The sequence below is a fragment of the Aneurinibacillus migulanus genome (assembly GCF_001274715.1).
GTDB classification, from domain to species: Bacteria; Bacillota; Bacilli; order Aneurinibacillales; family Aneurinibacillaceae; genus Aneurinibacillus; species Aneurinibacillus migulanus.
This window is the reverse complement of record NZ_LGUG01000013.1, coordinates 76,149-102,381: the sequence shown is the minus strand read 5'-3', so window position 1 is coordinate 102,381 and position 26,233 is coordinate 76,149. Positions and strand designations below refer to the sequence as shown.

General features: G+C 41.1%; 28 protein-coding genes and 1 pseudogene. 13 read left to right on the top strand and 16 right to left on the bottom strand.

Annotated features, from left to right (window positions below; translation table 11 throughout):
- Positions 1 to 3: 3 nt before the first annotated feature.
- Entirely contained in the window at positions 4 to 309 is a 306-nt protein-coding gene (locus tag AF333_RS29645; RefSeq protein ID WP_043067133.1) for a hypothetical protein, read from the bottom strand.
- 723 nt (positions 310 to 1,032) lie between these two features.
- Between AF333_RS29645 and AF333_RS29640 the strand changes: the two genes are divergently transcribed.
- From AF333_RS29640 to AF333_RS29630, 3 genes are all read left to right on the top strand, one after another.
- Complete coding sequence (locus tag AF333_RS29640) at positions 1,033 to 1,722, top strand: class I SAM-dependent methyltransferase (protein ID WP_043067132.1); 690 nt, start codon at positions 1,033 to 1,035, stop codon at positions 1,720 to 1,722.
- A gap of 108 nt (positions 1,723 to 1,830) precedes the next feature.
- Positions 1,831 to 2,442, top strand: coding sequence for a class I SAM-dependent methyltransferase (locus AF333_RS29635; protein WP_043067131.1), 612 nt, complete (start codon positions 1,831 to 1,833; stop codon positions 2,440 to 2,442).
- A 90-nt stretch (positions 2,443 to 2,532) separates the two neighbouring features.
- Positions 2,533 to 3,528, top strand: a complete 996-nt coding sequence (locus tag AF333_RS29630) for a UDP-glucuronic acid decarboxylase family protein (protein WP_235497054.1) — start codon at positions 2,533 to 2,535, stop codon at positions 3,526 to 3,528.
- A gap of 57 nt (positions 3,529 to 3,585) precedes the next feature.
- Here the strand turns inward: AF333_RS29630 and AF333_RS36480 are convergent, their stop codons facing one another.
- Positions 3,586 to 3,783 carry a hypothetical protein gene (locus tag AF333_RS36480; protein ID WP_235497053.1) on the bottom strand — a complete coding sequence of 66 codons (198 nt, stop codon included), beginning with the start codon at positions 3,781 to 3,783 and terminating at the stop codon, positions 3,586 to 3,588.
- Between the two features lie 28 nt (positions 3,784 to 3,811).
- Here AF333_RS36480 and AF333_RS29625 point away from each other — a divergent pair, with 28 nt between their 5' ends.
- The 3 genes from AF333_RS29625 to AF333_RS29615 all read left to right on the top strand — a co-directional run bounded on the left by AF333_RS29625 (position 3,812) and on the right by AF333_RS29615 (position 6,923).
- Positions 3,812 to 4,942 carry a glycosyltransferase family 61 protein gene (locus AF333_RS29625; protein WP_080787835.1) on the top strand — a complete coding sequence of 377 codons (1,131 nt, stop codon included), beginning with the start codon at positions 3,812 to 3,814 and terminating at the stop codon, positions 4,940 to 4,942.
- 214 nt (positions 4,943 to 5,156) lie between these two features.
- A complete protein-coding gene (locus AF333_RS29620; RefSeq protein ID WP_043067129.1) occupies positions 5,157 to 5,378 on the top strand; it encodes a hypothetical protein in 222 nt (73 codons plus the stop codon).
- Between the two features lie 186 nt (positions 5,379 to 5,564).
- Positions 5,565 to 6,923, top strand: a complete 1,359-nt coding sequence (locus AF333_RS29615) for an erythromycin esterase family protein (protein WP_053432791.1) — start codon at positions 5,565 to 5,567, stop codon at positions 6,921 to 6,923.
- A gap of 147 nt (positions 6,924 to 7,070) precedes the next feature.
- Here AF333_RS29615 and AF333_RS29610 read toward each other — a convergent pair whose 3' ends face one another.
- Entirely contained in the window at positions 7,071 to 7,274 is a 204-nt protein-coding gene (locus AF333_RS29610) for an AbrB/MazE/SpoVT family DNA-binding domain-containing protein (RefSeq protein ID WP_074715143.1), read from the bottom strand.
- Between the two features lie 919 nt (positions 7,275 to 8,193).
- Here AF333_RS29610 and AF333_RS29600 point away from each other — a divergent pair.
- Entirely contained in the window at positions 8,194 to 8,667 is a 474-nt protein-coding gene (locus AF333_RS29600) for a copper amine oxidase N-terminal domain-containing protein (RefSeq protein WP_043067126.1), read from the top strand.
- Positions 8,668 to 9,178: 511 nt separating this feature from the next.
- Here the strand turns inward: AF333_RS29600 and catA are convergent.
- Entirely contained in the window at positions 9,179 to 9,829 is a 651-nt protein-coding gene (catA, locus tag AF333_RS29595) for a type A chloramphenicol O-acetyltransferase (protein ID WP_043067125.1), read from the bottom strand.
- A gap of 271 nt (positions 9,830 to 10,100) precedes the next feature.
- Between catA and AF333_RS34260 the strand changes: the two genes are divergently transcribed.
- The 4 genes and pseudogenes from AF333_RS34260 (at position 10,101) to AF333_RS29580 (ending at position 12,784) form a co-directional block, all read left to right on the top strand.
- Positions 10,101 to 10,262 carry a hypothetical protein gene (locus AF333_RS34260; RefSeq protein WP_162839136.1) on the top strand — a complete coding sequence of 54 codons (162 nt, stop codon included), beginning with the start codon at positions 10,101 to 10,103 and terminating at the stop codon, positions 10,260 to 10,262.
- A gap of 590 nt (positions 10,263 to 10,852) precedes the next feature.
- Entirely contained in the window at positions 10,853 to 11,461 is a 609-nt protein-coding gene (locus AF333_RS29590; protein WP_043067124.1) for a DUF4241 domain-containing protein, read from the top strand.
- Positions 11,462 to 11,498: 37 nt separating this feature from the next.
- Positions 11,499 to 11,756 (top strand): annotated as a pseudogene (locus AF333_RS29585) (ran-binding protein 10); the annotation flags it as partial.
- A 395-nt stretch (positions 11,757 to 12,151) separates the two neighbouring features.
- Complete coding sequence (locus AF333_RS29580) at positions 12,152 to 12,784, top strand: hypothetical protein (protein ID WP_043067123.1); 633 nt, start codon at positions 12,152 to 12,154, stop codon at positions 12,782 to 12,784.
- Between the two features lie 132 nt (positions 12,785 to 12,916).
- On the opposite strand, the gene AF333_RS29575 is transcribed toward AF333_RS29580, so the two are convergent.
- The 6 genes from AF333_RS29575 to AF333_RS29550 all read right to left on the bottom strand — a co-directional run bounded on the left by AF333_RS29575 (position 12,917) and on the right by AF333_RS29550 (position 17,855).
- Complete coding sequence (locus AF333_RS29575) at positions 12,917 to 13,657, bottom strand: hypothetical protein (RefSeq protein ID WP_052812185.1); 741 nt, start codon at positions 13,655 to 13,657, stop codon at positions 12,917 to 12,919.
- A gap of 209 nt (positions 13,658 to 13,866) precedes the next feature.
- Positions 13,867 to 14,139: a hypothetical protein gene (locus AF333_RS29570; protein WP_043067122.1), complete on the bottom strand. Its 273-nt coding sequence runs from the start codon at positions 14,137 to 14,139 to the stop codon at positions 13,867 to 13,869.
- 299 nt (positions 14,140 to 14,438) lie between these two features.
- Positions 14,439 to 15,851 (bottom strand): 23S rRNA (uracil(1939)-C(5))-methyltransferase RlmD, encoded by a 1,413-nt coding sequence (gene rlmD / locus AF333_RS29565; RefSeq protein ID WP_043067121.1) that lies wholly within the window; start codon positions 15,849 to 15,851, stop codon positions 14,439 to 14,441.
- A 26-nt stretch (positions 15,852 to 15,877) separates the two neighbouring features.
- Positions 15,878 to 16,756, bottom strand: a complete 879-nt coding sequence (locus AF333_RS29560; RefSeq protein ID WP_043067120.1) for a diacylglycerol kinase — start codon at positions 16,754 to 16,756, stop codon at positions 15,878 to 15,880.
- A 147-nt stretch (positions 16,757 to 16,903) separates the two neighbouring features.
- A complete protein-coding gene (locus tag AF333_RS29555; RefSeq protein WP_052812184.1) occupies positions 16,904 to 17,608 on the bottom strand; it encodes an ATP-binding protein in 705 nt (234 codons plus the stop codon).
- Between the two features lie 49 nt (positions 17,609 to 17,657).
- Positions 17,658 to 17,855 (bottom strand): helix-turn-helix domain-containing protein, encoded by a 198-nt coding sequence (locus tag AF333_RS29550; protein WP_043067119.1) that lies wholly within the window; start codon positions 17,853 to 17,855, stop codon positions 17,658 to 17,660.
- Between the two features lie 132 nt (positions 17,856 to 17,987).
- Here AF333_RS29550 and AF333_RS32480 point away from each other — a divergent pair, with 132 nt between their 5' ends.
- Complete coding sequence (locus AF333_RS32480; protein WP_080787842.1) at positions 17,988 to 18,365, top strand: helix-turn-helix domain-containing protein; 378 nt, start codon at positions 17,988 to 17,990, stop codon at positions 18,363 to 18,365.
- A 77-nt stretch (positions 18,366 to 18,442) separates the two neighbouring features.
- Here the strand turns inward: AF333_RS32480 and AF333_RS29545 are convergent, their stop codons facing one another.
- Positions 18,443 to 19,699 carry a (Fe-S)-binding protein gene (locus AF333_RS29545; RefSeq protein WP_043067165.1) on the bottom strand — a complete coding sequence of 419 codons (1,257 nt, stop codon included), beginning with the start codon at positions 19,697 to 19,699 and terminating at the stop codon, positions 18,443 to 18,445.
- Positions 19,700 to 19,760: 61 nt separating this feature from the next.
- Positions 19,761 to 21,266, bottom strand: coding sequence for an FAD-binding oxidoreductase (locus AF333_RS29540; protein ID WP_043067118.1), 1,506 nt, complete (start codon positions 21,264 to 21,266; stop codon positions 19,761 to 19,763).
- Positions 21,267 to 21,344: 78 nt separating this feature from the next.
- On the opposite strand from AF333_RS29540, the gene AF333_RS29535 reads away from it, so the two are divergent.
- On the top strand, positions 21,345 to 22,043 hold the full coding sequence (locus tag AF333_RS29535) for a FadR/GntR family transcriptional regulator (RefSeq protein WP_043067117.1): 699 nt from the start codon (positions 21,345 to 21,347) through the stop codon (positions 22,041 to 22,043).
- On the opposite strand, the gene AF333_RS29530 is transcribed toward AF333_RS29535, so the two are convergent.
- From AF333_RS29530 to gatC, 4 genes are all read right to left on the bottom strand, one after another.
- Entirely contained in the window at positions 22,036 to 22,794 is a 759-nt protein-coding gene (locus AF333_RS29530; protein WP_043067116.1) for a sirohydrochlorin chelatase, read from the bottom strand. The two genes, AF333_RS29535 and AF333_RS29530, sit on opposite strands and share 8 nt — an antisense overlap.
- A 122-nt stretch (positions 22,795 to 22,916) precedes the next feature.
- Positions 22,917 to 24,350: an Asp-tRNA(Asn)/Glu-tRNA(Gln) amidotransferase subunit GatB gene (gene gatB / locus AF333_RS29525; protein ID WP_043067115.1), complete on the bottom strand. Its 1,434-nt coding sequence runs from the start codon at positions 24,348 to 24,350 to the stop codon at positions 22,917 to 22,919.
- A gap of 17 nt (positions 24,351 to 24,367) precedes the next feature.
- The gene (gatA, locus tag AF333_RS29520) at positions 24,368 to 25,828 is read right to left on the bottom strand and encodes an Asp-tRNA(Asn)/Glu-tRNA(Gln) amidotransferase subunit GatA (RefSeq protein WP_043067114.1); all 1,461 of its coding nucleotides are present in this window, start codon (positions 25,826 to 25,828) and stop codon (positions 24,368 to 24,370) included.
- An 18-nt stretch (positions 25,829 to 25,846) separates the two neighbouring features.
- Entirely contained in the window at positions 25,847 to 26,137 is a 291-nt protein-coding gene (gatC, locus tag AF333_RS29515) for an Asp-tRNA(Asn)/Glu-tRNA(Gln) amidotransferase subunit GatC (protein ID WP_043067113.1), read from the bottom strand.
- Between the last annotated feature and the right edge of the window lie 96 nt (positions 26,138 to 26,233).

The window sequence follows — 26,233 nt, the reverse complement described above, 5'->3', positions numbered from 1 at the left end:
TTTTTAAAATGTACGGCACCTTGCGTAAATAACGTCATTCGTATCTTTTTGGACAGGTCCACTTATCATTTCTTCATAACTCATTTCTTCATTATTCGTTTCTTCATTATTCGTTTCTTCGGTTTGTACCAAGCTTGTTAATGCATTAAAATCTATATTTTGAAGTAAGTTAGCTAATTTCATTACGTCGGTAGATTCCAACGAAGTAACTGTTTTCAGTAAATCTGTAGAAGTAATTACATGTAACAGTTGGAGTACACTGATTAATTTAGGCAAATCGATTGACTTTAATAAATCATGTAATGACATATCCATCCTCCTGACTTTATATTCTATTTTAATAAATGCCAGAGACACCATATTCGCAATGGACAAATACCAAAAAAAAAGCAGCTTACCTGAAAACAGGCAAACTGCTCTACATACTCAGTTGGGATTACAAATCAAAGAATTTGCTATCCTTCCACGACAATAACCAACAGGATAAACAAGACAAGGATGATGGATACTCCAGTATTACCTCCAAATCCAGACATTTAAATTCACCTCTCCTCCATTTATGCTTGTACCTGTACAAGTAAGGCCTATACCTGTACAAAATATTTTGGAAAGAGAGCTCTTTCTACTTAAATACTATGTAATGGTGGACAAACCTGTGATAGAAATAACGCCCCTTATTTTATAAAAAGGCAGACATGGATAGTGGTCTTCCCATGTACCCAACAGGATTTTTTCATTTCTTGTTAATAACGCTCATTAACTTTGCACCCTTTCTTAGTACATTCATATTTATAATATATAACTTATTGCATCATAGGCTCTAGGTACTCGAGGTTAGATAAATAGGGAAGCGGATTAAATTTATATATGAATTTTCGGAAAGTATGATGAAGGATGTCGTATAAACCTGCACACATGTTATAATGAAGGCCATTTTTTGCCCACGGGAGCCCAACTGTGTTGGTTCAAGGAAAGCCTTGTTCCATCTAACCTGGTAATCCCTGCATCCTATTCTGACAAGGAGAAATAGCCATGATGAGCTTTAAAGAGTTCATTTCAGGTATTTCATTTAGATCGCTACAACCGCATATGCCTCCTACCTATATCGATGAATTTTCCAACACGATATTACCTGATGAAGATGAACAAATGAAGAAAATGTTATTTGAAATTTGTAGTATCCCCAAAATGTCTACTCTTGCTTTAGGCGCGATAATAAATAAAGGTATAGCTCAAATGGAAGATCATTTAGCTTTTGTGAATGTCGGGGTTTGGAATGGTTTTACTTTCCTTTGCGGATTAGTAAATAATACACGGAAAAAGTGTATTGGCATAGATAATTTCTCGGAATTTGGATCTCCTCGTGAGGAGTTTCTAAAAAAATTTTCATTTTATAAAAGTGAATTTCACCACTTCTACGATATGGATTACATTGATTATTTCAAACAAATTCACAATAGCCGCATTGGATTTTATTTATATGATGGAGCCCATGACTATAAAAATCAATTAAAAGGTCTACAACTTGCTGAACCTTTTTTTGCGAAAAATTGCATAATTATGGTTGATGATACGAATTTTGAGCATCCTCGTCAAGCTACTCTTGATTTTATTTCCAACAGCACAAACAAATATGAAATTGTCTTAGATGCGAGGACCTACTGTAACGGTCACCCTACCTTTTGGAATGGGGTAATGATTCTCCAAAAGCTCAACGAATAGCACCATAATGCTCCTCACACCCTTTAACGACATTGAATTATTTACTGTAATAATTCAATGTCGCTATCTTATTGATAGCTAAAAAATTTATAATATGGAGTTAAGCGAATGACATACCAAGACTTAACAAATCGAATTGAAGAAATAAGAAAATCGGTTTCAACTATTGAAGGTTGGCTAAGTGACGCTGCAGGTGAAACACTATACAGATTAGCCCGTTATATCCCTATCCCTACCGTTGTAGAGTTAGGCTCTTGGAAAGGAAGATCAACTTCCTGGCTAGGTTTTGGTATTAAGGATAGGGGCGAAGGGCAAGTATATTCCGTGGATCAGTGGAAAGGAAGTGGTTCAGAAGAACATTTCCTTCAACAATTCATTGGCCAATATAGTGAAAATCAGTTATTTGAGGAATTCTCCAACAATATAATTAAACATGGGTTACAAAATATTGTTACGCCCATTCAATCTGATACCATAGAGGCTTCAAGAAAATGGGATCATAATAAGGACATTGGGCTTCTATTTATTGATGCATCTCATGATTATAATCTTGTGAAAAAGGACTTTGAATTTTGGAGTCCCATGGTTAAATCAGGAGGTTATATAGTTTTTGATGACGTTCCTAGTTGGCCGGGACCGACACAATTAGTTTCCGAGTTACCAAAATATTATAATCACATTGCTACCCATTCTAATATCGCCGTCTTTCAAAAAATCTAAAGCTAAGTAACACTTTTGTATTATGGATAATTTTCAAAAGAGAAGTCTTCAAGCTTTCTAAGAATTGTTAAGTATCTGCATTTAGACAGAGTGGGTTGGACAATTTCTAAAGCTTACTACGAGAAAGAGGAAAGTGGGCCTATGTCAAAAAAGCGTATCTTGATTACCGGGGGTTCCGGCTTTATTGGTTCCCATTTATGTAGGCACTTTTTGAAAAAAGGGCATGAAGTGATATGTATAGACAATTTTTCTACCTCTTCTAGGTTCAACGTACTTGATTTGATACCTAATCCTCGTTTTGAGTTAATCAAACTTGATGTAACACTTCCCTTACACTTTGAAGTAGATGAAATCTACAATTTAGCCTGTCCAGCAAGCCCAATCCATTATCAAAATGATCCGATAAAAACAATAAAAACGAACATATTAGGAATCATGAATGTACTTGATTTGGCTGTTTGTCTGAATACAAAAGTGTTGCATGCCTCTACGTCAGAAGTATATGGTGATCCCTTGATTCATCCACAAAGAGAAGATTATTGGGGGAATGTTAATCCTATCGGAAAAAGAAGTTGCTATGATGAAGGGAAACGTTGTGCAGAGACCTTGTGCTTTGATTTCCATGGTCAATATGGAATCGATGTTAGGGTTGTTAGAATATTCAATACCTATGGTCCCCATATGCATCCGCGTGATGGCCGCGTTGTGAGCAACTTTATCATTCAAGCTTTAAAAGGGGAAAACATAACGATTTATGGGGATGGCCAACAGACAAGGTCATTTTGTTATGTGGACGATCTGATCGAAGGAATAACAAGGATGATGGAGATAGATGAGGGATTTATCGGACCCGTAAATCTCGGAAACCCTATTGAATGTACGATTCTTGAACTTGCAGAAAAAGTTCTGAGTCTAACAGGCTCCAAATCGAAGTTAACTTTCATCCCTTTACCTATGGATGACCCTAAACAACGTAAACCGGATATTACACTAGCCAAGTCAAAGCTCGGATGGAAACCTAAGGTGAACCTAGAAGATGGTCTGAAAAGAACAATAGCATACTTTCAGAATAGGCTTATTGAATGAATCAAAATTTCATCATTTGTCTCCTTAAGGAAGCTTATAAGGGATTCTGTTCTGTCATTAGTCAATTCTGACTCCTATATCTATATAAATTACACTTGATATTTTGACAAGGGAGTGTGGTTGGGAGGGGAAGATTCGGAATGCAATCCGGCAGAAGAAAGGCCAACGTGTCTTTTTCCGACCACTCTCGCTCACCACCCTTCCTTCTTTTCTTACCTCTTTACCTCTCACCATAAAAATTTGTGGATGTATCAAATCAGATGTATATAGAACGTGTTGCAAAATGAGAATAAGCCTGGAACAAGGAAAGGAAGATGATCCGTTGAACTTCTATCATTCTTTAGAAGATTGGATCACAGCAAGTGGAAATTCCCACACCGTTCATAAAATAGTGAATGAAGGGATAAATACTCTTATTCCACCGAAAGGAATACAACCTATTCCCCCTGGCTTTAGCCAGATATATTATGATGCCTCTACCCAGTTGTATTATTCCAATACTCTACCTTCCTCTGTAGTTAGTATTCCCAACGGACGCATATATGGCGAACCAGAGCACTGTTCAATTATTGCTCCTGACAACAAGCTAATATGGGATATATCCTGGAGTGGAGAACCTGCAGTAAGCGATCATTGGTTTTTTAAACAGGAAAGATTGCTTCAATATAAAGAGACGGTAGAATCTATTGCTGTCTTGACAATACCGTGGATTTGCCATAAAAATTATTATCATTGGACGTTAGAAAATTTATCCAGAATAGATTTAATAAGAAAAAGCGGTATACACGTCGATAAGTTTATTATGCATCCGCGAAATAATCGCTTCCATTATGAAACATTAAACATATTGGGAATTTCAGATAAACAAATCATTGAAGTAAATCAAGAACTTCATATTAAAGCAAATCAGCTTATTGTCCCCCGCTTAGGCATGTCGCCTTTAATACCACCAAAATGGGCTTGTGAATTCGTTAGAAAAGAATTTCTTACAAATATCGAACAGAATACGAAATATGACCGAATATATATAAGCAGAGGGAGTGCTGACCATCGTAAAGTAACGAATGAAAATGAGGTTTTTCAGTTTTTGAGTCACCTAGGCTTTCAAAAAATAACATTGGAAAACTACACGCTAAATGAACAAATCCAACTTATTGCTTCTGCAAAAATCATCGTTTCGCCCCATGGCGCTGGACTTGCTAACCTTGTTTTTGCGAAACCCGGTACGAAAATCATAGAATTATTTAGCCCTTCGTGGGCCATCCCGTTATATTGGATTCTTAGCAACTGGTGTAACTTAGATTATTACTTCTATATTGGTGATTCGCTCGATCCCTCCTGTTTATCAGTACGTTCCGATATGTTCATTCAGCTCCCTCAACTAAAAAGCGTCTTAGAACTGGCCGGTGTTTAAATAGCAGTTTATCTGGAGAATTGGGTATAGCATGAAATCTTGAGCAGGTCGATGAAATTCTCAACATGGTTATAGGCAAAAAATATAGACATTAAGGCAGCAAGATTGCTGCCCTTTTTTATTTTTTCGTTTTGATAACGTTCTTTTGTTCGCAAAATAAATCAAAAGCAGCTAAAAACATTGTGATAAATTGAGGGACAAAGGAGTGAATAAAATGTTAGAGAAAATAAAATTTTACCTATCAGTATGTTTAGCCAGTTCAATTCTTGGAGCATTTATTGTTGGTGTCAATATAATACTTAAATATGGTATCCATCTAGTAACAGGAAGAGCTTTTCATTTTCATATTACTTCCGTCAGCATTATCTTCAGCATTGTGTTCATCTCTAGTTTTGGATATGCAGTAAACAAAGGCCCAGCTTTTATGAAAGAATAGTTAATCGACAGGCCTCCATCACCATCAAGCTGATGGAGGTACCTCCAACTTTTTATCATCTCTCTCGCGTTAAGTACATATATCATTCTCCTATTTATCTTTTCAACTTTATAAAACCTTTATAACTCGTTGTTACTATTGTGTTGGCAATGACACGTGTCAAATGATCAAAAGGAGGAAACATGAATGAAGATAACTAAGCTATTGACAAGAATTATAGCCGTAGGGCTAGGGACTTCACTATTATTTGCTTCAACAAATATATCAGCGGCCACAACACAGAGCACATGGTTGAAACAAAACGCCAAAGAAATTAAATCTCTTACATCGGAGGATTATAGCGACTTAGCCTTTTTAAAGCCTCTTCTGAAGGATAAAACAGTGGTTAGTCTCGGTGAAAATTTTCATAGAGTAGCAGAGTACAGCAGTGTTAAAACAAGGCTTATCAAATATTTGCATGAAGAGCTTGGTTTTGATGTAATTGCTTTTGAATCAGGGCTCGGTGATTCTGCCGCCATCTATGAAAATGCCGACTCCCTCACTGCCAAACAGATGATGGGAGGTTCCATTTTTCCGATATGGCATTCCAAAGAAACACTTGAGTTATTTGATTATATCAAGCAACAGCGTAAAACGAACAAGCCCTTGTACCTGGCAGGATATGATATGCAGTTTACATCCGGTTATTTAACGCAGTTTATCGCAGCTTGGATTTCCAAGTTGGATAAGGAGTATGGCAAACAGTACTTCGACTTTGAAATGCAAGGGATGACCGAGCTATATGCAGTCATGAACAAATACGGCGCATTCAGCGACAAGTCCCCCCAATATAAGGCTGAGCTTAGAAAAGTCATAGATAAATATGAGCCAAAATACAAGAATTTGATCCAGTTTATTAAAGATAACAGGACACAGCTTGCAGCTGCGTATCCTGATAATCCTCACATGGTTGATATCGCTATAAAATCGTTGGGTGATCGAATCAAATTTATGGAAATGTGCCTGTATGATGAAAAGGAGAGCTATGAGTTCAGAGACAAAATCATGGCTGACAATGTAGAATGGCTAATGAAAGTTATGTATCCAGGAAAAAAAGTAATATTGTGGGCTCACAATGACCATCTAGCTAAAAACACTTCTAAAATTAGTACAATAGAAAAAGGCAAATGGATGAATAGCTTTACTAGTATGGGAGAACTGCTCCACAAAAAACTGAAAGGCAAGGAATACGTCATAGGGCTATATATGAATAAAGGAAAAGCAAGCACAATTACTACACAAAAACCTTTTAATATAAATCCTATGCCTAAAGGAAGTCTTGAGAACTTGATGATGCAGAGCGGATATAAGAATGTATTTATCGATTTATCAAGACACACTACACCAAATAAAAATAACGCATGGATGTTCAAGCCGGTTTATGCCGCCGAAGACGGCATGACATCTGAAATTATTAGACCAATGTCGATGAAGTTTGTCCCTAAAGAACAGTATGATGGAATAATTGTAATCGATAAGGTAAAGGCGCCGACACCCATTCAATAAAAAACGACAAATGAGTTAACGATTCTATTAATATGGAAGAGCTACTTCCCAGAAAGCTAAAGAATAAAAAATACACTAAAGCTTAAAGCATCAAAAAAAGCTACCTGGTTTTACTCACCTGGTAGCTTTTGTCTTACTTGCATTTTGCTATCTCATCTTGATACTTCCACATATCACCTTTCCTTTAAACTTTATAACGTTATCCGTTAAGTTACAGAATGAACATGCTGGCTGATACTTACGCAGAATTACTTGTTCACCGTCCGTAAAAATCTTCAAATCATCCTTTTCAGCAGTCCCTAACGTATGACGTAATTCAATCGGTAATACCATACGTCCTAGCTCGTTCACTTTACGAACAACACCTGTCTTTCATTCCTATTTTCTTATCTTTGTCTTTTCAACTTCGTACTACAATATCCATTAGATAGAATAGTAGAAAAAGCCCGCTATTTATGAAAGTAAGGTACGCTATTTGAATAATCATGTCGAAACTTGTCTAATCTTTAGAACCAGTTCTTTTAACTCTATAGAGTTAAAATGAAAAGAGTTATTTTCTTGTAAAATTATACATAAAAGTCTTTGACCTGACCCTGCTCCTTCTCTAAATAATAGGATACTATGTCAGGATTGCTATTATATTCAACATATTTAATATTTATCCAGTAATATTTTTCTATATAAGCGAGACTTTAGTAATACATTGTGGTATATTCTTTCTATACACACGCAACCAAATGGTACTAATGCGTATAATAACTTACATTTTTGTTTTTTTTAAAGTAAAATCAATTAACACTTGTTAGTAATTCAAATCAATATATAAATAATTGAGATGGGAATTTTTCATCATGAAGAAAGCTTTATTACTTACTGGATTGGCAGCTCTATCCATAGGTCTAGTTGGATGTGGAGATTCAGGTGCCACAAGCGCTCCTACACCTCAGCAAGAACAACAAAATGCTACTCCTTATTTCGATAAAATTACATGTCATCGATAATAATTTCCAGTCTTATCAAATACTGATGTTCAAATCCACAGGTGACATTCTGCAAGAAGATAAAGTTAGGTTCTGGGGCGTACCGGCTGGCTCTTCTTCTTTTTCTAACGTTTCTGGTGGAACAACAAATGTTCAATTGTTTGTTGGGGCGCAGGGCGTATCCACCCTCTTCTTTCTCCATCTCTCCTACTTCCAACCACGCTACCCTGTCAAAATATCAAGTGTAATTTATATAGCTATATAGAGACTAATATATCAGGAGGTCAATTATGAATAAACTTTCCACTTCCCTACTTGCCATCACGGTCGCTGTATCGTCATTTGCTATACCCCCGGTGCATGCAGCGAGCTCATCTGCGTCAGTCAAACAAACTACTAAGCCTAACTATATAATGGATTATGGCTTAACAGTTGTAATCGATGATGAGATTATTGATTATAAACAAAAGCCGGCTATACATAACGGATATATCATGTTACCAGTCAAAGCTTATTTAGAGGATTTCGGGTATACAGTTACCTGGAATCAGAAGACCAAACAGTTACACGCTAAGGATGATACGGATGAACTTACTCTAACTTTGGATAGGAGCGCTGCTATCTTTAACGGAGAGAAGGTCGTATATTCAGCTCCAGTTATGATGATTAACAATACAATCTATGCACCAGCAGCTTTTATTTCAGATGCTTTATATCGAGATATGGAATATTATGAAGATGAGGATGTTTTACATATATATTAACTATCAAAACTTATATAAAGAAATGCTTAGCTAATCGGAATATAAGTTCTCTTTTATGAAAGGTTATTTCCGCAAGCGTGGCTCTAAGTGGCCTTTTTCCATCAATGTAGACCGCGACCCGAAAACAAGAAAAGGGAATTGGTATACAAGGGTTTCATATACTTCACGCATGTTTGAGTCAGGCGACGCTTTGCACATGATTCGTGTCATGATGGCTTTTTTCATCCATTTATGTAGTTTTCTCTCTTTAATACATTGGTGTTTTTACATTTGATTACGTCATTGCCTTATATGCATGATCTCGGACGTGGCAATCATGTGGTCAGTGATCAAACAAAAACCCGACGATTATGCCGGGTTTTTGTTAACTCACTTGCTTTTCATTTAGCTGTGAACAAATAATATCAAAGCCCCTACTATAGCATAGTCAAATGACCAGTAAAACCACCTGTTACTTGAAGATGAAAGCGATCTATCAGTCTTGAAGTCCTCTTTACAAAATAACTTTGCTTTACACTACCCATTCTTCGCAAGAATCGGCTAGTTTCTGTAAATCATTTATAAAAATACTCACATGATAACCGTCACACACAGCATGGTGAACTTGCAGTGAAACAGGTAAAAGTATCTCTTTTCCATCTGAAAAGTATTTCCCACCCGTAATAATAGGCAGTAAATATTCTCCATTATAAAGATTAAGATTAAAACCGGTAAAGCTAACCCACGGAAGAGAAGAGATTGAAAATGTATTAACAGGCACGTTTTCTTTTGCCCATAGCCCCTTTTTGTCTCCAAATTGCTCCATATCGCACTGATAGTTCTTATAAAAAAGTAAAAAATCATTTGAGTATTCCGTCCACATGGCGGAAAAAGTTTTATCCTCTTTATGAAATATCGTATAGTTTGGTATCATGTGATCCCAATATCCTAATTGCCCTTTGTCATTAAAAGTTGTTCTAAACTCAGTATGTGAATTAACAACTCTTGAAACCATGTAAATGAAAGCAGGATAAAACTTAACTTTTTTATTTTGTAGCCTATCTAGTAACGTGGTTACATTCAGGTTTGCCGTAATACTATAAGAACATTTACTTTCTTTCATATAATGTTCGAAATAAGGTTTTCTACTCCAACGATCCATATCAATTCGATAAAAATTCATTATTTAACCTCCTAAAATTGTTGACTTTTAATTTTAGGAGGTTAATTTCACTGCTTTCACCAACAGCCTCACCCCATGTGATCTTTCGTAAAATCCTTTTCAGTGTAACGCTAAATACGTTCTTATTCAACTATGCTGCTCGTTAATTCAATAAGAAAAACAGAACAAGAATATATGGTTGACCAGCGATATATCCGAGGACATTTATTCTCAAAACAGATGCATAGTTAGATGAAATATGGGAACTGCTATAGTGAAAGGAGTCGTTTCCATGAAAAAAAGACGAGTCAAAGACAATGAGCCAACCTTTGCTCCTGGTGATGATGAGGAATTAGAACAAAGTGCGTCAGAAGAGGAAATTGCCCGGGGTGATTATACAGAAGTTACAAGGTTATCATGGGATGAAGTTGATCCTTCTGGAGAAAATAAATAGTAATAACCCCGCCATCCATAAGGATAGCGGGGTTTCTTTATCAGCTTTGTATTTCAGTTTACTTGCTTTTTTACTGGTCACATGGCTAGTACGTACATTCTTATTCCAAAGGGAAATTGGAATTAATCTTACGAATTGTGAAATCACTTCCGAATTAGGAAATAATGGATAAAAATCGGAGAGAAGTGTCCTTTTTAACCTGTAGAAAATAAAAAATCCCACTGGCCTAAGCCGGTGTTTTTACTACGTCTAAATGAATGCATAACCTTCACAAACTTTCAAAATGTTGAATTAAAGAAGATTTTAATAACTTAATGAAGTAAAATAATGGTGAATGAGATATAGATAAGAAGGAGAAAAGAGGAAAGTCAATACATTTTTAAAATGGTGGTTTGCTTCTAATGATTGAAATTAAAAATAGAGATATCTACAACTATTTCTTATTTTTAAAGAGGTTTTTCACCCTATTACTATTACCTATTAAGAGAAGCAGCTGAAATTGTTTAGTTTCACACATTAAAACAATTCAAATGAAAGGGCAATCATCAATCATCTGCACCAACAGGACTAAAGAAAGGGTAGAAACATACATGTCAAAGTTACTAAGTGAATTATCCAAACCTTCCAGCGAAACTCTCCGACCTGAAATATTGGAACAGTTAAAAATTGTTTCCGGCAAAATTGTCGCCTGCGATCCCCTCATTTCCCATAACAAACCGTTCAAACAGACGATCCAGCCAGGTACGTATTCAATCGTTGCTTGGTGGCACAAGGAAGAAGAACGTATCGCCGCTACAGAACTGAAACTGTTCAATGCCCGACCGGTTCGTTGGGAGATGGCGACAAAGTCGGGACAAAACGTGAACGAACTGCAGGAAGGATATATATTCGGCTACCCGGTAGATACCGGGTTAGGTTGTTTCGCGGATATGGAAGCTATCGATAAGCTAACAGAATTGGAAGCTAAATTGGAATTAGAACTTGGCGACGATTTTATCAGCTTATACGACAATGTTATAGATGATGTGTTGACTGAGCATGACGATGATTGGGGAAATTTTATCGTTTGTGAAAATACAGGCCTTAATATTATAATATTCCGTTCCGGTTATGGTGATGGCTTCTATGCTTCCTATTGGGGGATTGACGAAAAAGGGCGGATTGTTTCACTTATCACCGATTTTAATATCCTGGACTAAGAAAAGAAATTAATCAGCAACAGATACAAGTCCTAATCCAGATCCAACTGAAGATAGAGCAATATTAGTTGTGACAATGCTAACTGGCTTGGAAAAGGAATTTGATCTTAGCATGGCTAAAGTTAACATCTTTACCCTCTGGTACGAAAACAAACAAGCTGGTACAGGAACAGCATCTTACGCCATAGATAAACAGGAGGACAACAAAGGACCATTCACTAATCGAAAAAATTATGTCATATTCGATAAGATTTTAACCTTTGAAGTAAATGAGTACGGTGTAACTAAAAAGTAATCAAACGCGAGGTGTTTAAAGCAGCCCCTATCTAAACTATACAAAACCCTGCCATCCATATGGACAGCGGGGTTCATCTTATTCTTTCTTCACTTCCCCGGTATACCCCGGTACTACACCAACATCAATGCAAGTCCCATATACCTTGAGGAACGATAATCCCTTTTACATTCAAAATTTGATACAACAATCCACCAAAGCTAGCCCATAGAAACGGGTCTTTTAATCGTTCTTTTATTATCCATTCGCCACTTCTCAATCATTAAGATAATCTGTGGATCGTTAATAAATTGTCCAAAAATCCAATTTTGGAATATAATTGAATATTAAAGAAAAATTATCCGATGATAAACGTATAGAATTATAATTTATTTATATAAAAAGGAGTATTTCATATGAAAAAGATTGCATTAATAGGAGTAACAACTGCACTCCTTTTTCTTTCGGCTTGTGGTGAAGAACCTATAACACAAAAAACTAACGAACAACCCAAACAAGCATCTATCAAGCATGAGAAACCTAGTTCAGAACCAAGTGCAAAAAATGAAGATAACAAAACAGTGACTACCTTGCCTAATGGTGTTATCGAAACAACCGTAGGCAACGTTACTACTTATTCTAATGATAAGATTTATACATATTATAAAGGCGCTAATTGGGAGGATAACCATGACGGACTAAAAACAGAGGTTGTACACGTAGCTTTAACCGATAAATACCCTTTGAAGGATGGGAAATTAGCTTCTGTAGTAAATGTAAAGTTCAAACTACATAACACTACTCAAGGTAAATTCACTACATATCCTGACCAAGCTCAATTAATAACAAGTACAGGCGAAAAAATAGAAAGCCCTACATTTAAAAGTGAAAATATCGGCGGCGAAATCAATAAAGGTGTTACAAAAGAAGGTATTCTTTATTTCCAATTAGAAAAAGGAAATGCAGATAAGATTAATTGGATTCAATTATTCTGGCCTGTATCAGATAATGGGACAGAGCAGAGAATTGTATTATACCTCAATGAATAAAGCCTCCCATCATTCGGGAGGCTTTATTCTCAGGATGTCGAAAAACATCTATTTTTAAAATGAAATGTATAAGAGTGTATAAAGTAAGAGCATAACATTGTTAATAAGAATGTGATATTTGAAAATATTTTATTAATATATTTTACCGAATTCATTACAATGAAACTCTATAGTGAACGCTTTCTCCAAGGATAAACCATTTAAACTATAAATACCTTCAATGCGAATGCTATATGTTAGACCACCATCTATTAAAGAAGCCTCATAAGATGTTTGCTCCCACGTGCCAACAGAACTTGCTGCTTGGGTTGAAATGTTTTCTAATTTAAACAGTTGACGGTCATGGTATGCGTTGTATTGCGTTTCAAATTTACCTGTAACCTCAATTTCACAAGTAATATCAGGAATATAAATGTATGCTGTTGTTGTCGTTTCTCCATTTAAATTCGTAACTACTTTATTAGTAGTTGGCGATACAGCATTTAATGTTTCACGTTCAACTGTCAAATATCTATCTACCATATTTTGGACCATCGTTTCATATGCTTTTGGTTCAATCCAATCTTTTGATTGAAACTGCTCCATTGGTGGCACTTTAATATTAATGCCCATTTTCTTCTGCATCACTTGTTCCACAATTTCAATATATTGCTTGTAATAATCTTCTTTTTCTTTTTGAGTCAATTCTAAAGAAGCTACCGATCCCCCTTCACCTTTATCAGTATCAGATAAAGGATCAACTTCTATTGCTTGTCCGTCAGTTAAAACCCCCTTCATCTCTTCCTTTACCAGTCCTTCTGTTTCCTCATTTACACTACCCCCTGCTAGCACGATAGTTCCAAGTAAAATTCCTACATATAAATATTTTCTCAACATCGCCCCACCCTATATGAAAAATCCGTAAATTTTAGCTTCTAGTATTGTATATTATTCTCACATCTACTCCAACCCCTTTTCCCTATATATTACATCACCACCTAATATTACGAAATAATCTTCCAAAATAAAAAACACTCTCATCTAAGAGTGCTTGAACTTGTTGTTCTTAGCGTTTTTATTAATTTACTATAATTTTTGGCTTATCAGTCTGTTTTCTTTGTAAAAAGCCCAATAATAAAAATTACAATAGCATTAGCAAGCGTTACAAATCCAAAAATGGCTCCGGCAAAACCTGCACCTACACCTGCATTAGGGTCTGTTTTGAGTATCCATTGAGAAGAGAGCCTAAAAACAAATGGAACGAGCAAAAATACGATTACACTAGATAATAGTATGTTTCCACTAATACCTTTGGATAGTTTAAAAACCGTAATATTCAGTAGCAAAATAAATATAGCAAATACAAATAAGGACACTATTAACCTCCTGTATTTAACTTAGGAAAAGTATATAGTGTCCGGTATATTTTGTAAATTTATCCTGCTATATAAATTACACTTGGTATAATATTCAGATGACAATGAATATATACAGTAACGTAACACACGATATGCAAAAAGATGCTACTTCACGATTTGAACAGGCTATGAATGAGCACCAAAAATCCATGTAAAAAACTCGATGTAGTCAAAAAGTGGTCAAAAGCGCTTTTTCGTCCCTTTCCACAAAATAAGGGAATAAGAAAAACCCTTGATACACAAGGGTTTCATACGCTTTATATGCGTTTAAGCCAGGCGACGCTCTCCACATGATTCGTATGAGGGAACATGTCCACTGGCTGCACCTCAACAGTTCTATATCCTCCATCTTCCAGAATACGCAGATCGCGCGCCAGAGTGGCCGGGTTGCATGACACATATACTACGCGCTCGGGCTTCATAGCTGCAATAGTATCCAGTAACCGTTCATCACAGCCTTTACGCGGCGGGTCCACAACGATGACATCAGCAGCATTTCCTTCTTCATACCATTGCGGAATGACGGTCTCAGCCTCTCCAACTGCAAATGTGACATTATCCATATCGTTCAGACGAGCATTCCGCTTCGCGTCCTCTATCGCATCCGGCACAATCTCCACGCCGAATACCTGTCTGGCCTTCTGCGCCAGAAATAATGAGATTGTTCCAATTCCACAATACGCATCGATAACATTCTCATCGCCCGTCAGTGCTGCATATTCCAGGGCTTTACCGTACAGAAGCTCGGTCTGCACAGGATTTACCTGATAGAACGAGCGAGCAGATATCGCAAACTTTACCGCGCCGATTGTATCATAAATATATTCTTCGCCCCATAACACACGGGTCGTATCACCAAAAATGACGTTGGTCTTCCTCGTATTGATATTCTGTACAATGCTGGCTACACCAGGGATCACCTGCGCCAGCTCTTGCGTGAGTGCTTCCTTATGTGGTAGCTTGTCTCCGTTGGTTATCAGTACAATCATAATCTGTCCGGTCGCAAAGCCAACTTTAGTGACGACATGCCGCAGCAGCCCCTGTTGCGTCTCTTCATTATAGGCACGGATACCGTATTTGCTGGCAATCTCCTTGACTCGTGCAACAACCTCATCGCTTTTCTCATGCTGGATGAGACACGCTTCCATATCGATAATCTCATGGGAGCGCTGAGCATAGAATCCACCAATGAGCCCGCCCTCTTCCTCGCCGATTGGCACCTGCGCCTTATTACGATAGCGCCACGGGTCTTTCATACCAAGCGTCGGATGTACCGGCACACCTTCAATCTTGCCGATACGGCGGAGATTATCTTCGACTAGCTTTCGTTTAAACGCCAACTGTGCTTCGTAATCCATATGCTGTAACGTGCAGCCTCCACAACGCCTGTAGACAGGGCAAAGCGGCTTAGTACGACTTGCGGCTACCTCTACAATCTCCATGAGGCGTGCGTAGCCGAACTGCTTCTTCAGCTTGGTTGCTTTGGCTAGGATTCGTTCCCCAGGCAGCGCACCCGGCACGAACAAAGTATAGCCTTCATAACGACCTACGCCATTGCCTTCATGTGATAAATCTTCAATGATGAGCTCTACCGTTTCGTTTTTCGCAAGCGGCAGATTCGATACGGCCGATGCGACGGCGTGTTTTCTCTTACGTGATATATTTCCCAAAATGATTCACCTGTATTTCATAAAGTTTAACGGATAAGCTGAATATGACGGGGCAGAGCCGTAAATGTACAGGGAAGACGGCTTCCAAGTTCACCGTCAAGATTTAAATCGACACGTTCGCTTGCTGTTGCTTTCAGCTGCTTCGTCTGGAAGTAAATAACATTCGGATGCTTGAGATGATCGCCTTTCAGCGCCATGGTGGCGATACGGATAAATTCCGGCAAAGATGTCTTCTTCAGAATAATGCAATCGAAGAGACCGTCGTTAAGCTTGGCATTTGGCACCAGCTTCTCAAACCCGCCCACAGAGTTACTATTAGCAATAAGAAATAACATGATTTCTTCATCGATTACCCGACCGTCCATCTCAAATCTTACGTGCATGGGCGAGAGAAACGGAAGCTTCTCAATGCCCTTAATATAATATGCAAGTTGGCCGAGCATCGTTTTGACTTTACTGGGAACTTCATACGTCAACGTCGTAAGCATACCGCCACCAGCAATATTAATAAAATATTTATTATTAATCTTTCCAATATCAATCGGGGACGGTTTTCCTTTGGCAATAACACCGACCGCCTTCATAATCGAGCGGGGCAGGCCGATAGCCCGGGCAAAATCATTCGTCGTGCCTGCGGGAATAATCCCCAGCGCAGGTCGATAACGCTGTTCAGCGATACCGTTAATGACCTCATATACGGTCCCATCGCCGCCAGCGGCAATGACTAGATCGAAGCGGTTGTCCACCGTCTTGCGGGCTGCCAACGTCGCATCCCCTTCTCCCCTGGTCGCATGGCATGATGTTTCATAGCCCGCTTCTTCTAACACGTTCAATATATCGGGAATCCGTTTGCGGACCTCTTCACGTCCAGCAGACGGATTGTAGATGAGCCGAGCACGTTTCACTTATATCCATCCTATCCACTATTTTTCTATGCTTATCATACCGTCTTTTGGATCTTTTTAAAAGCATACAGGCCAAAACCACGTAGGCACAAGAATATGTAGAATGAATATAAGGAGTTCATATACATCCTCTAAAGATAGGGAAATCTAAGCGTACGGTAAAGTAAAAATTACCGTAGTCCCTCGTCCTTTACGACTGCGGATTTTCATAGTGCCACCATGCATGGCAATAATTTTTTGGGAAACGGGCAAGCCGAGCCCCATTCCTATCCTTTTTGCGGAAAAGAACGGATCGAATACCTGAGAAAGCATATAAGCGTCCATTCCTTTCCCATCATCTGCAAAGCATACAGATACCGTTTCATTAGTGGCTTTTGTTTGAATTGTAATACACATGGTAGATTTTTCTTTCGCTTCAATGGAGTTGATGAAAAGGGAAAGCATGACCTGCGCGATTTGTTCAGCATCAATATGGAGTGGCAATTTGTTTACATCAGGAGAAAGATCAAGGATGATATCCGTATCTTGCAGTACAGGCTGCCTTAGTGCATACCGCCGGAATTCCTGTATAAGATGATTCATATATGTGTATTGTCTTCGAGGAGTAAAAGGCCTTGAAAAAAGCAGGAAGTCACTAATAAACTTATTGGCCCGATCAAGTTCCGGCAGTAAAACATTCATAACAATGTCTGCTTTCTCTTCTTCCGCTCCGTTCGTTTCCAAAAAGTATTGAAGATATCCCCGAACCGTCGTTAAAGGATTTCTGACCTCGTGGGCCAGCTTCATTGCAATGTTTCCAATAAAAGGAGAACGTTCTTTTTCTATTTCTTCCTTACATATATATTCATTCATACCTTTTCTCTCCCTTCTCTTGCTACATTTGATGCTTATGTACATAGCATTACCTATCATCAAAAAAGAACGTCCATTCAAAATGAAGAATAGCGGCTATTTTTTGTGCTACTGGTACACTTGGGGTTCGTACCCCGTTCTCGATTTGTGTATAGTACGCTCGCTTTATATTTGCTGCCGCTGCCACCTGTTCCTGCGTATATCCTTTACCTTCTCTTATTTCAACGAGCCATTTTCTCCGCTGCAAATGTGCCCCTCCTTTTTGTAGCAATTAGCAACTTTTTTCCTTGATTTTACTTTACATTCCAGTGGAATACAATGGATTTTGCAACTTATCGCCACAAACATTTTTATGTAGCAATTTGCTACAGTATAATAAATCGAAATAAGAGAAGGAGGGATTGTTCTGTTCGGCTCCCGGTTAAAGGAACTTCGTCAGCGAAAACGACTGACTCAGGAAGAAACGGCGAAGCGTCTAAACATTTCTCGTGGTACATATGCCCACTATGAAATCGATAAACGGCAGCCCGATTTTGCGACACTTCAAAAACTGGCTGACTTTTTCGATGTCTCTGTTGATTACCTGCTCGGGCGTGTCAACGAACCGGATCATCTTCCTCAATTTCTCCGCGATCCTTCAGTTGATATTTCCGCCTATGAAGGGTATCAGGATCTCTCACCAAAAGAGCAAGAAATCGTTAAAGAACAAGTACGCCATACAATAAAAATATTAAAAGAATTAAAGGACAAAAAATAAGCAATAACGCTTCGGCTTTTCAATCAGTAAAGGCGAAGGCTATTGCTTATTTTGATCGTACAGGCAAAAGTCGTATATTATAACGCTCGATCTAAAAGATCCATAATATGCACAGCTTCCATCTGATCCTTCATACCGGCACGAATGATGCCCTGCTTCATCTGCAGAAGACAGCCAGGGTTAGAAGTAACGATGATATGGGCTTTCGTCTGTTGAACATTTTTCATCTTATCGTCAAGAATACGCATCGACATATCAAAATTCGTAATATTGTAGATACCTGCCGAACCACAGCAGCTATCTGCATCAATCATTTCGATATATTCAACGCCTGGAATACTGCGGATAAGCTGACGGGGTTGATTACGAATGCCCTGTCCGTGGGCCAGGTGACAGGAATCCTGGTACGTAACACGGACATTGAGCTCTTTCTCAAATGTAATCTCTGGCAGTTCCGCCAATAGTTCATTGGCATCGCGCATCTTGGACACGAATGTCATTGCACGTTCTTTCCATTCCGGCTCATCATGGAACCAGTGATGATATTCTTTCAGCGCTGCGCCGCATCCCCCTGCATTGTTGACGATGAAGTCAACACCTGCCCGCTCGAACGCCTCAATGTTGCGCTTGGCGAGGTCCACAGCACCATCTTTTTCCCCAGCGTGCGCATGGAGCGCACCGCAGCACACCTGATCGTCTACAAATATAACCTCACACCCTGCTTTATTTAACACGCGCGCGGTTGCCTGATTTGCTTCATAGAACATCACATCCATAATGCACCCTTTGAACATGCCGATTTTCAAGTTCGCTTTCCCGCTCTCTGCCCTCATGACTTTTTGACGTTTTTTACGTTCAGACGGAGAAGCTATTTTCTCTACGGCTTGCTGCATTTCTGCCATCGGGCGCGGCAAGAGGTTAATCAAACCGGTTTTCTGCGCCATCGTCTGCAGGCCCGCAGATTGTGCTGCCCAGAGTACCGTCCCCATCTTGTCGATACGCTTCGGATACGGGAAGACCTTGTTAAATATAATATCTCGAATGAATGGTGCTTTCTTTTCTTCTTTCTTATGCGTTTCGACCACCTCACGAGCGGTCTCTACCAGGCTTCCATATGGAACACCGGCAGGACAGGCCGTCTCGCATGCTCTGCATCCAAGACAGAGATACATATTATCTTCGAATTCACTATCCACGTCCAGCGACTCCTGCGCGACCCCTTTCATGAGGGCGATACGTCCGCGTGGACTCGCCACTTCTTTACCGGTTTGGCGATATGTCGGGCAGGCTGGTAGACAAAAGCCGCATTGCATACAGTTCATGATTTCATTCATATCGAATTTGCTCAGAAGAGACGTATTAGTCGATTCACAGGCAGGCGTCAGACTTTGCGGCTTAGTTGTGAGCGTGTTCATGTTTGCATCCGCATCCATTGGTTTGTACAACCACCCTTCTTCTTGCACTTTTCGCGAAAATTTTACCAGGATTCATAATGCCGTGCGGGTCAAACGCTTCCTTAATCCGCTTCATTAAATCCATGCCTACCGGACCGACCTTCAGGTCCAGATATCCAGCTTTCGCCATGCCTACCCCATGTTCACCGGTAATCGTTCCACCAAGCTTAATCGCGGCATGAAAGATTTCCTCAAACGCCTGCTCAACACGATGTATTTCTTCCTTATCTCGTTCATCCGTCAGGCATGTCGGATGAAGGTTGCCATCACCTGCATGGCCAAACGTACATATTTGCAAATCATACTTTTTGGCAATCACTTCAACCTGATCGACCATAGCAGCCAGGTTCGAGCGCGGTACCGTTGCATCTTCCAGAATTGTCGTCGGTTTGACCCGTGCCAGTGCAGATAGTGCGGAACGACGAGCCGCCATCAGGCTCGCGCCTTCTTCCGCTGTTTGCGCAGTGCGGACTTCCGTCGCGCCCTCGGAACGGCAAATATCAGCAATACGAGCCATGTCCTGCTCTACCTGCCACTCAGAGCCATCCTGTTCGATAATCAACATTGCCTTCATATCGAGCGGTAGGCCGATTTTGGCGAAATCCTCAACGACTACCATCGTCGCTTGGTCGAGAAATTCGAGCGTGGCCGGAATGATTTTCGCCGCGATGACACGCTGTACTGTGCGGGCTGCCGCCGTCAAATCATTATAATAGGCTACCATTGTTTGCTTTGCAGCTGGAAGCGGTACCAGTTTCGCCGTGATTTCGGTAATGACTGCAAGCGTTCCTTCTGAGCCGACCAAAAGCTTTGTCACATCGTAACCAGCGACGTCCTTAGCGTTCTTGCCGCCGACATGGAGCACCTCGCCACCGGGGAGGACTGCTTCCAATCCCATAATATAATCTTTCGTCACTCCATATTTTAGACCGCGCATGCCGCCAGCACACTCCGCTACATTACCGCCCATCGTAGAAATCCGCATACTTCCCGGATCTGGCGGGTAAAATAAACCAACTGCTTCTACCGCTTTATGTACATCTGCCGTAATGACTCCCGGCCCGAACGTAGCGGTTAGATTCTCTTGATCGATTTCCTTAAATGCATTTAACCGATTCATATTCAAAACAATACCGCCCTCGACTGGAACCGTGCCGCCGCATAAATTCGTGCCCGAGCCGCGTGATACAATGGGGATCCGGTTTTTATTGGCGACTTTCATAATCGCAGCCACTTCTTCCACGCTCGAAGGAATGAGCACCACGTCCGGCATCGCCTGATACAGCGGCGTCGCATCATATGAATACACATACAACTCATTAGGCGTATCAAGAAAATAGTCTTTGCCGACAATGCTGCGCAGTTCACTTTTTACACTTTGTTCCACAACATTTCCCCCTTCAATATTCAGCAGGTCATCAGATGAATTTGATAATAACTCTATCATACTTTCATAAAAAATTGTAGAGTAGTAACAGAAAGAATATACGGAGAGATAACAACTTGTAAGGAGAATTCGAAAACCATGAGCTTAATCAAAAAAAGCTATCAAATCGTAGCTGAAGACTTACAGAAAATGATTGAAGAAGAGATACTACAGCCGGGTGAGCGTCTGAAAACGATCGATAAACTAGCTGAACATTATGGTGTGGGAAAATCAACCATACGTGAGGCACTCAGTCAGTTGAAGGCCCGAGGTCTGATCACATCCCGCCAAGGAGAAGGTACTTTTGTGAGGCGCGATGCGGCAGCCGCCCTGAAAGAGCTACCGACACTGCCCGTAAGCAACCTGAAGGAGCTTACTCATCTGTTACAGGTACGTAAAATTATTGAAGGCGGCTGCGCCGAGATTGCGGCTCTGGCTCATGACGAACAGGATGAAACGACTCTGCGCGATATCCTCAATAATATGGCAATTTCGGGAGATAACGAAGAGATGGCTCGCATCTATGATATTCAATTCCATATGGCGATTGCACAGGCGACCAAGAACCCATTTCTGAAAAATATGATGGAAAGCATCTCAGGAGTAATGAATTATACGATCCGTGATAGTCGCAACCTCTGGGTATACAGCAAAGATGGCTCTCCCAAACGTCTGTATCAGGAACATCTAGAAATTTTCGAAGCAATTCTCAGCCGGGACGCCAAAAAAGCGCGTCGGGTGATGGAAAAACACCTAGACCGGGTGGAAAAAGCATTGGACGAAAGCTTGATTAAGTAGCAACCTTTTCCCGAAAGTGGCTTACAATGGTTTCTTTCAACCATTGGGCCACCTTCGGATCGGGTAGATATGCCCGGCGGTTATATACGTACGGAATCTGATCCAGCTTTTTCGGAATTATCTTTTCCGTATAATATCCGGAACTTAAAAATAACGGGATGACCAATAAACGCTGATTGTCCGCAACCATACAGGCACGTTCCCTAAGTGTATCTGGATGAATCGTTCCATAGATGGCTTGCTTCAATCCGAGATCACGCTGTAGTTCCATAGCGAGGCGTTCAAGCATTTCCTGCCAGCGTTCGCGGAACCCCGGTGCATCGCTGCCATGAGCCGCTAGCATGACGACTTCCTCTTCCGGCTGTACAGATAACTCCTGAATACGTTCACGCAATATTTCACGCACTTTTCCATGAGAATCCATCGGAGCGGCCCAAATTACACGGGCACGAATCGGCAGCGGCTGCAGTTCAGTCTCCACCTCCGGTTGTGACACAAGACCAAGCGCATATTGAATCTCCGTCAAATGAGTGCTGCCGCTGGACACAAATAGCGGAACCACAAGAATCTCTTCCACCCCCTGTGCCTCCAATCTTTCTATTCCTTTTCCTATCGTCCTGTCCTTGACCATATCAAGAAACGCAGCTTCCAAAGGTATCTCCAATTCCAGTTCATCAAGCAATTGATCAACGCCCTGTATCCAGCTTCCGTTACGTGAACCGTGACTTATCACAAGCACTCCTTGCCTCATCTTTTTTGTCACCTCTTTAATTCATATTATTCCTAGTCATTTACTTTATTTTAATATTTCCGCTTGTAAAAGAAAAGAGCCGATTTGACATGCTATCAAATCGACTCTCCATTCTTACACTACTATAGGTTATTTAACACATCGCGCAACAGTTGATTTACCACACCAGGGTTGGCTTTCCCTTTGGATGCTTTCATCACCTGACCAACAAGCGCACCGATCGCTTTCTCTTTACCTGCTTTGAAGTCTTCGACCGCTTGCGGGTTTTTAGCGACGACTTCTTCAACCATTTGTTTAATGGCACCTTCGTCGCTAATCTGTACAAGGCCTTGCTCTTCAACAATTTTCTCCGGACTCTTGCCGGTTTCCATCATTTCTTTAAAGACCTTCTTCGCAATTTTATTGCTAATCGTACCTTTTTCGATGAGTGTAATCATCTGACCCAGGCTTTCTGGAGTCATTTGGATGTCTTTCATTTCTTTCTCGTTCGCATTCAGGTATCCGATTAACTCACCCATCAGCCAATTAGCAGCGGTTTTAGCATCGGCGCCCGTTTGTACTGTCGCATCGAAGAAATCGGATAATTCTTTAGACATTGTAATAACACTGGCATCGTATTCCGGTAAGCCATATTCGGACAGATAACGTGCTTTTCGCGCGTCCGGTAATTCCGGGATAGAGGATCGGATTTCTTCCACCCATTCACGGCTGATGTTCAGCTTAATAAGGTCCGGATCTGGGAAATAGCGGTAATCATGCGCTTCTTCCTTACCGCGCATTGATACGGTTCGGCCTTTCGCTTCGTCCCAACGGCGCGTTTCCTGTACAACCTCGCCCCCGTCGCGCAGGATATCGGCCTGACGGACTTCTTCATATTCCAGGCCGCGTTGCACGTTGCGGAAGGAGTTTACATTTTTCAATTCAGCACGGGTACCGAACGCTTCCTGCCCTACGGGACGGAGACTGATGTTGGCATCACAACGCAGTGAGCCTTCCTCCATCTTCACGTCGGAGACTTCGCAATATTGTATAATCGCCTTCAGTTTTTCCAGGTATGCACGCGCTTCTTCTGGTGAGCGTAGATCCGGCTCGGATACAATTTCTACAAGCGGCGTACCGACACGGTTATAGTCGACCAAGGAGGCATAGCCACTATCAGCATGCACCAGCTTGCCCGCATCTTCTTCAAGGTGCAGGCGTGTAATTCCGATACGTTTCGTCTCTCCATTCACCTCGATATCGATCCATCCGTTTTCTCCGATTGGTTGATCGTATTGCGAGATTTGATAAGCTTTCGGCAAATCCGGATAGAAATAGTTCTTCCGGTCAAACTTGCTTTCTTCAGAGATTTCGCAGTTCAGCGCAAGCGCTGCCTTCATCGCGAACTCTACCGCTTTCTTGTTCAGAACCGGGAGCACTCCCGGGTGTCCCAGGCAGATGGGACATGTATGGGTATTCGGCGGCGCTCCGAATTCGGTAGAGCAGCCGCAGAAGATTTTCGATTTCGTGGACAGCTCGACGTGAACCTCGAGCCCAATAACGGTTTCGAATTGCATGGTTGTTCCGTACCCCCTTACAGCTCTGGACGAGCTTTATGATAGTCTGTATTTTGCTCGTAGGCATGCGCGACGCGCAGAATCGTGGATTCATCGAACGCTTTCCCGATAATCTGCAGACCGACAGGCAAGCCGTTGCTCGCAAAGCCGCAAGGCACACTGATAGCCGGAATGCCGGCCAGGTTCACCGGAATAGTGCAAATATCTTCCAGGTACATTGTCAGCGGGTCATTTACCTTCTCACCAATTTTGAAAGCCGTCGTCGGTGCAGTTGGCCCGATAATGACATCATATTTCTTGAACACTTCATCGAAATCTTGCTTGATGAGCGTGCGCACTTGCTGCGCTTTCTTGTAATATGCATCATAGTAGCCAGAACTCAGCGCATATGTACCTAACATAATACGACGCTTCACTTCGGCACCAAGACCCTGGCTGCGAGTCTCGCGATACATCTCAATCAGATTCTCTGCATTGTCGGCACGAACACCGTAACGAACACCATCATAACGTGCCAGGTTAGAGGACGCTTCAGAAGGTGCGAGAATATAATAGGTCGGCACGGCATATTCCGTATGCGGCAGTGTTACTTCTTCGACGGTTGCACCAAGACTTTCAAGAACTTTTAGTGCGGCGTTTACTTTTTCCTTAACTTCCGGGTCGATGCCTTCACCCATCAGCTCTTTCGGCACACCAACTCGGAGTCCCTTTACATCGCCGCTTAATGCAGAGATGTAATCAGGAATATCCACCTCGGCAGACGTAGAGTCGAACGGATCATGGGCTGCAATCGTCTGCAACACATAAGCGGAATCCTCTACATTTTTCGTAATCGGCCCGATTTGATCCAGAGAAGATGCGAATGCTACAAGGCCAAAACGGGATACAAGACCATACGTCGGCTTTAAGCCTACCACACCACAGTAGGCAGCCGGTTGACGGATCGAGCCGCCAGTATCGGAACCGAGGGAGAAATAAACCTGACCAGCCGCAACAGATGCAGCCGAACCACCGCTGGAACCACCCGGAACGTAGTCTTTATTCCATGGATTGTATGTGTTATGGAAGCCGGAGTTTTCCGTCGAGCCACCCATAGCGAATTCATCCATGTTTAGCTTTCCGATCGTGACGGATTGGGCCGCGTGCAAACGGTCCATGACACTTGCGTTGTAAATCGGGTTGTAGTTGGCGAGCAGCTTACTAGCGCAAGTCGTAGTCACATTCTGAGTAACAATATTGTCTTTAATACCCGCAGGCAAACCAAAAAGCAATCCTTTTTCTTCACCGCGGGATTGCTGTTCGTCCAATTCTTTGGCGCGATTACGCGCATTTTCTTCGTCGAGCAAGATAAAGGCCTTTACTTTGTCTTCCGTTCTGGCGATTCGTTCAAACGATGCGTTCACAAGATCGGATACTGTCAGTTCTCCTTTATCCAATTCAGTATGTATATCCGCTAACTTCTTATCAAATAAAGACACGTGTAAGTCCCCCTTTCTCTATTCCATGACAGCCGGTACTTTGAACTGTCCGTCTTCTTCATCCGGCGCATTACGCAGGGCGTCTTCCCGTTCAACAGACGGACGCACCTCGTCATCGCGCATCACATTGTACACGTCAAGCACATGGCTGGTCGGAGGCACATTGGCCGTATCCAATTCGTTCAGTTTGCCTGCGAATTCAAGTATGCTGTTCAACTGTTCTGTATATTTTACCGCTTCCTCTTCGGTAAGGTTCAAGCGGGCGAGTTTCGCTACATATTCCACTTCATTACGCGAAATTGCACTCATCATTCCACCTCCTGATTCTCTGGCTTTCTTCCGCCTTGACACGCACGCCGCAGGCGGACAAACCTAGATAAAATCATACCAGAGAAACTATACAGC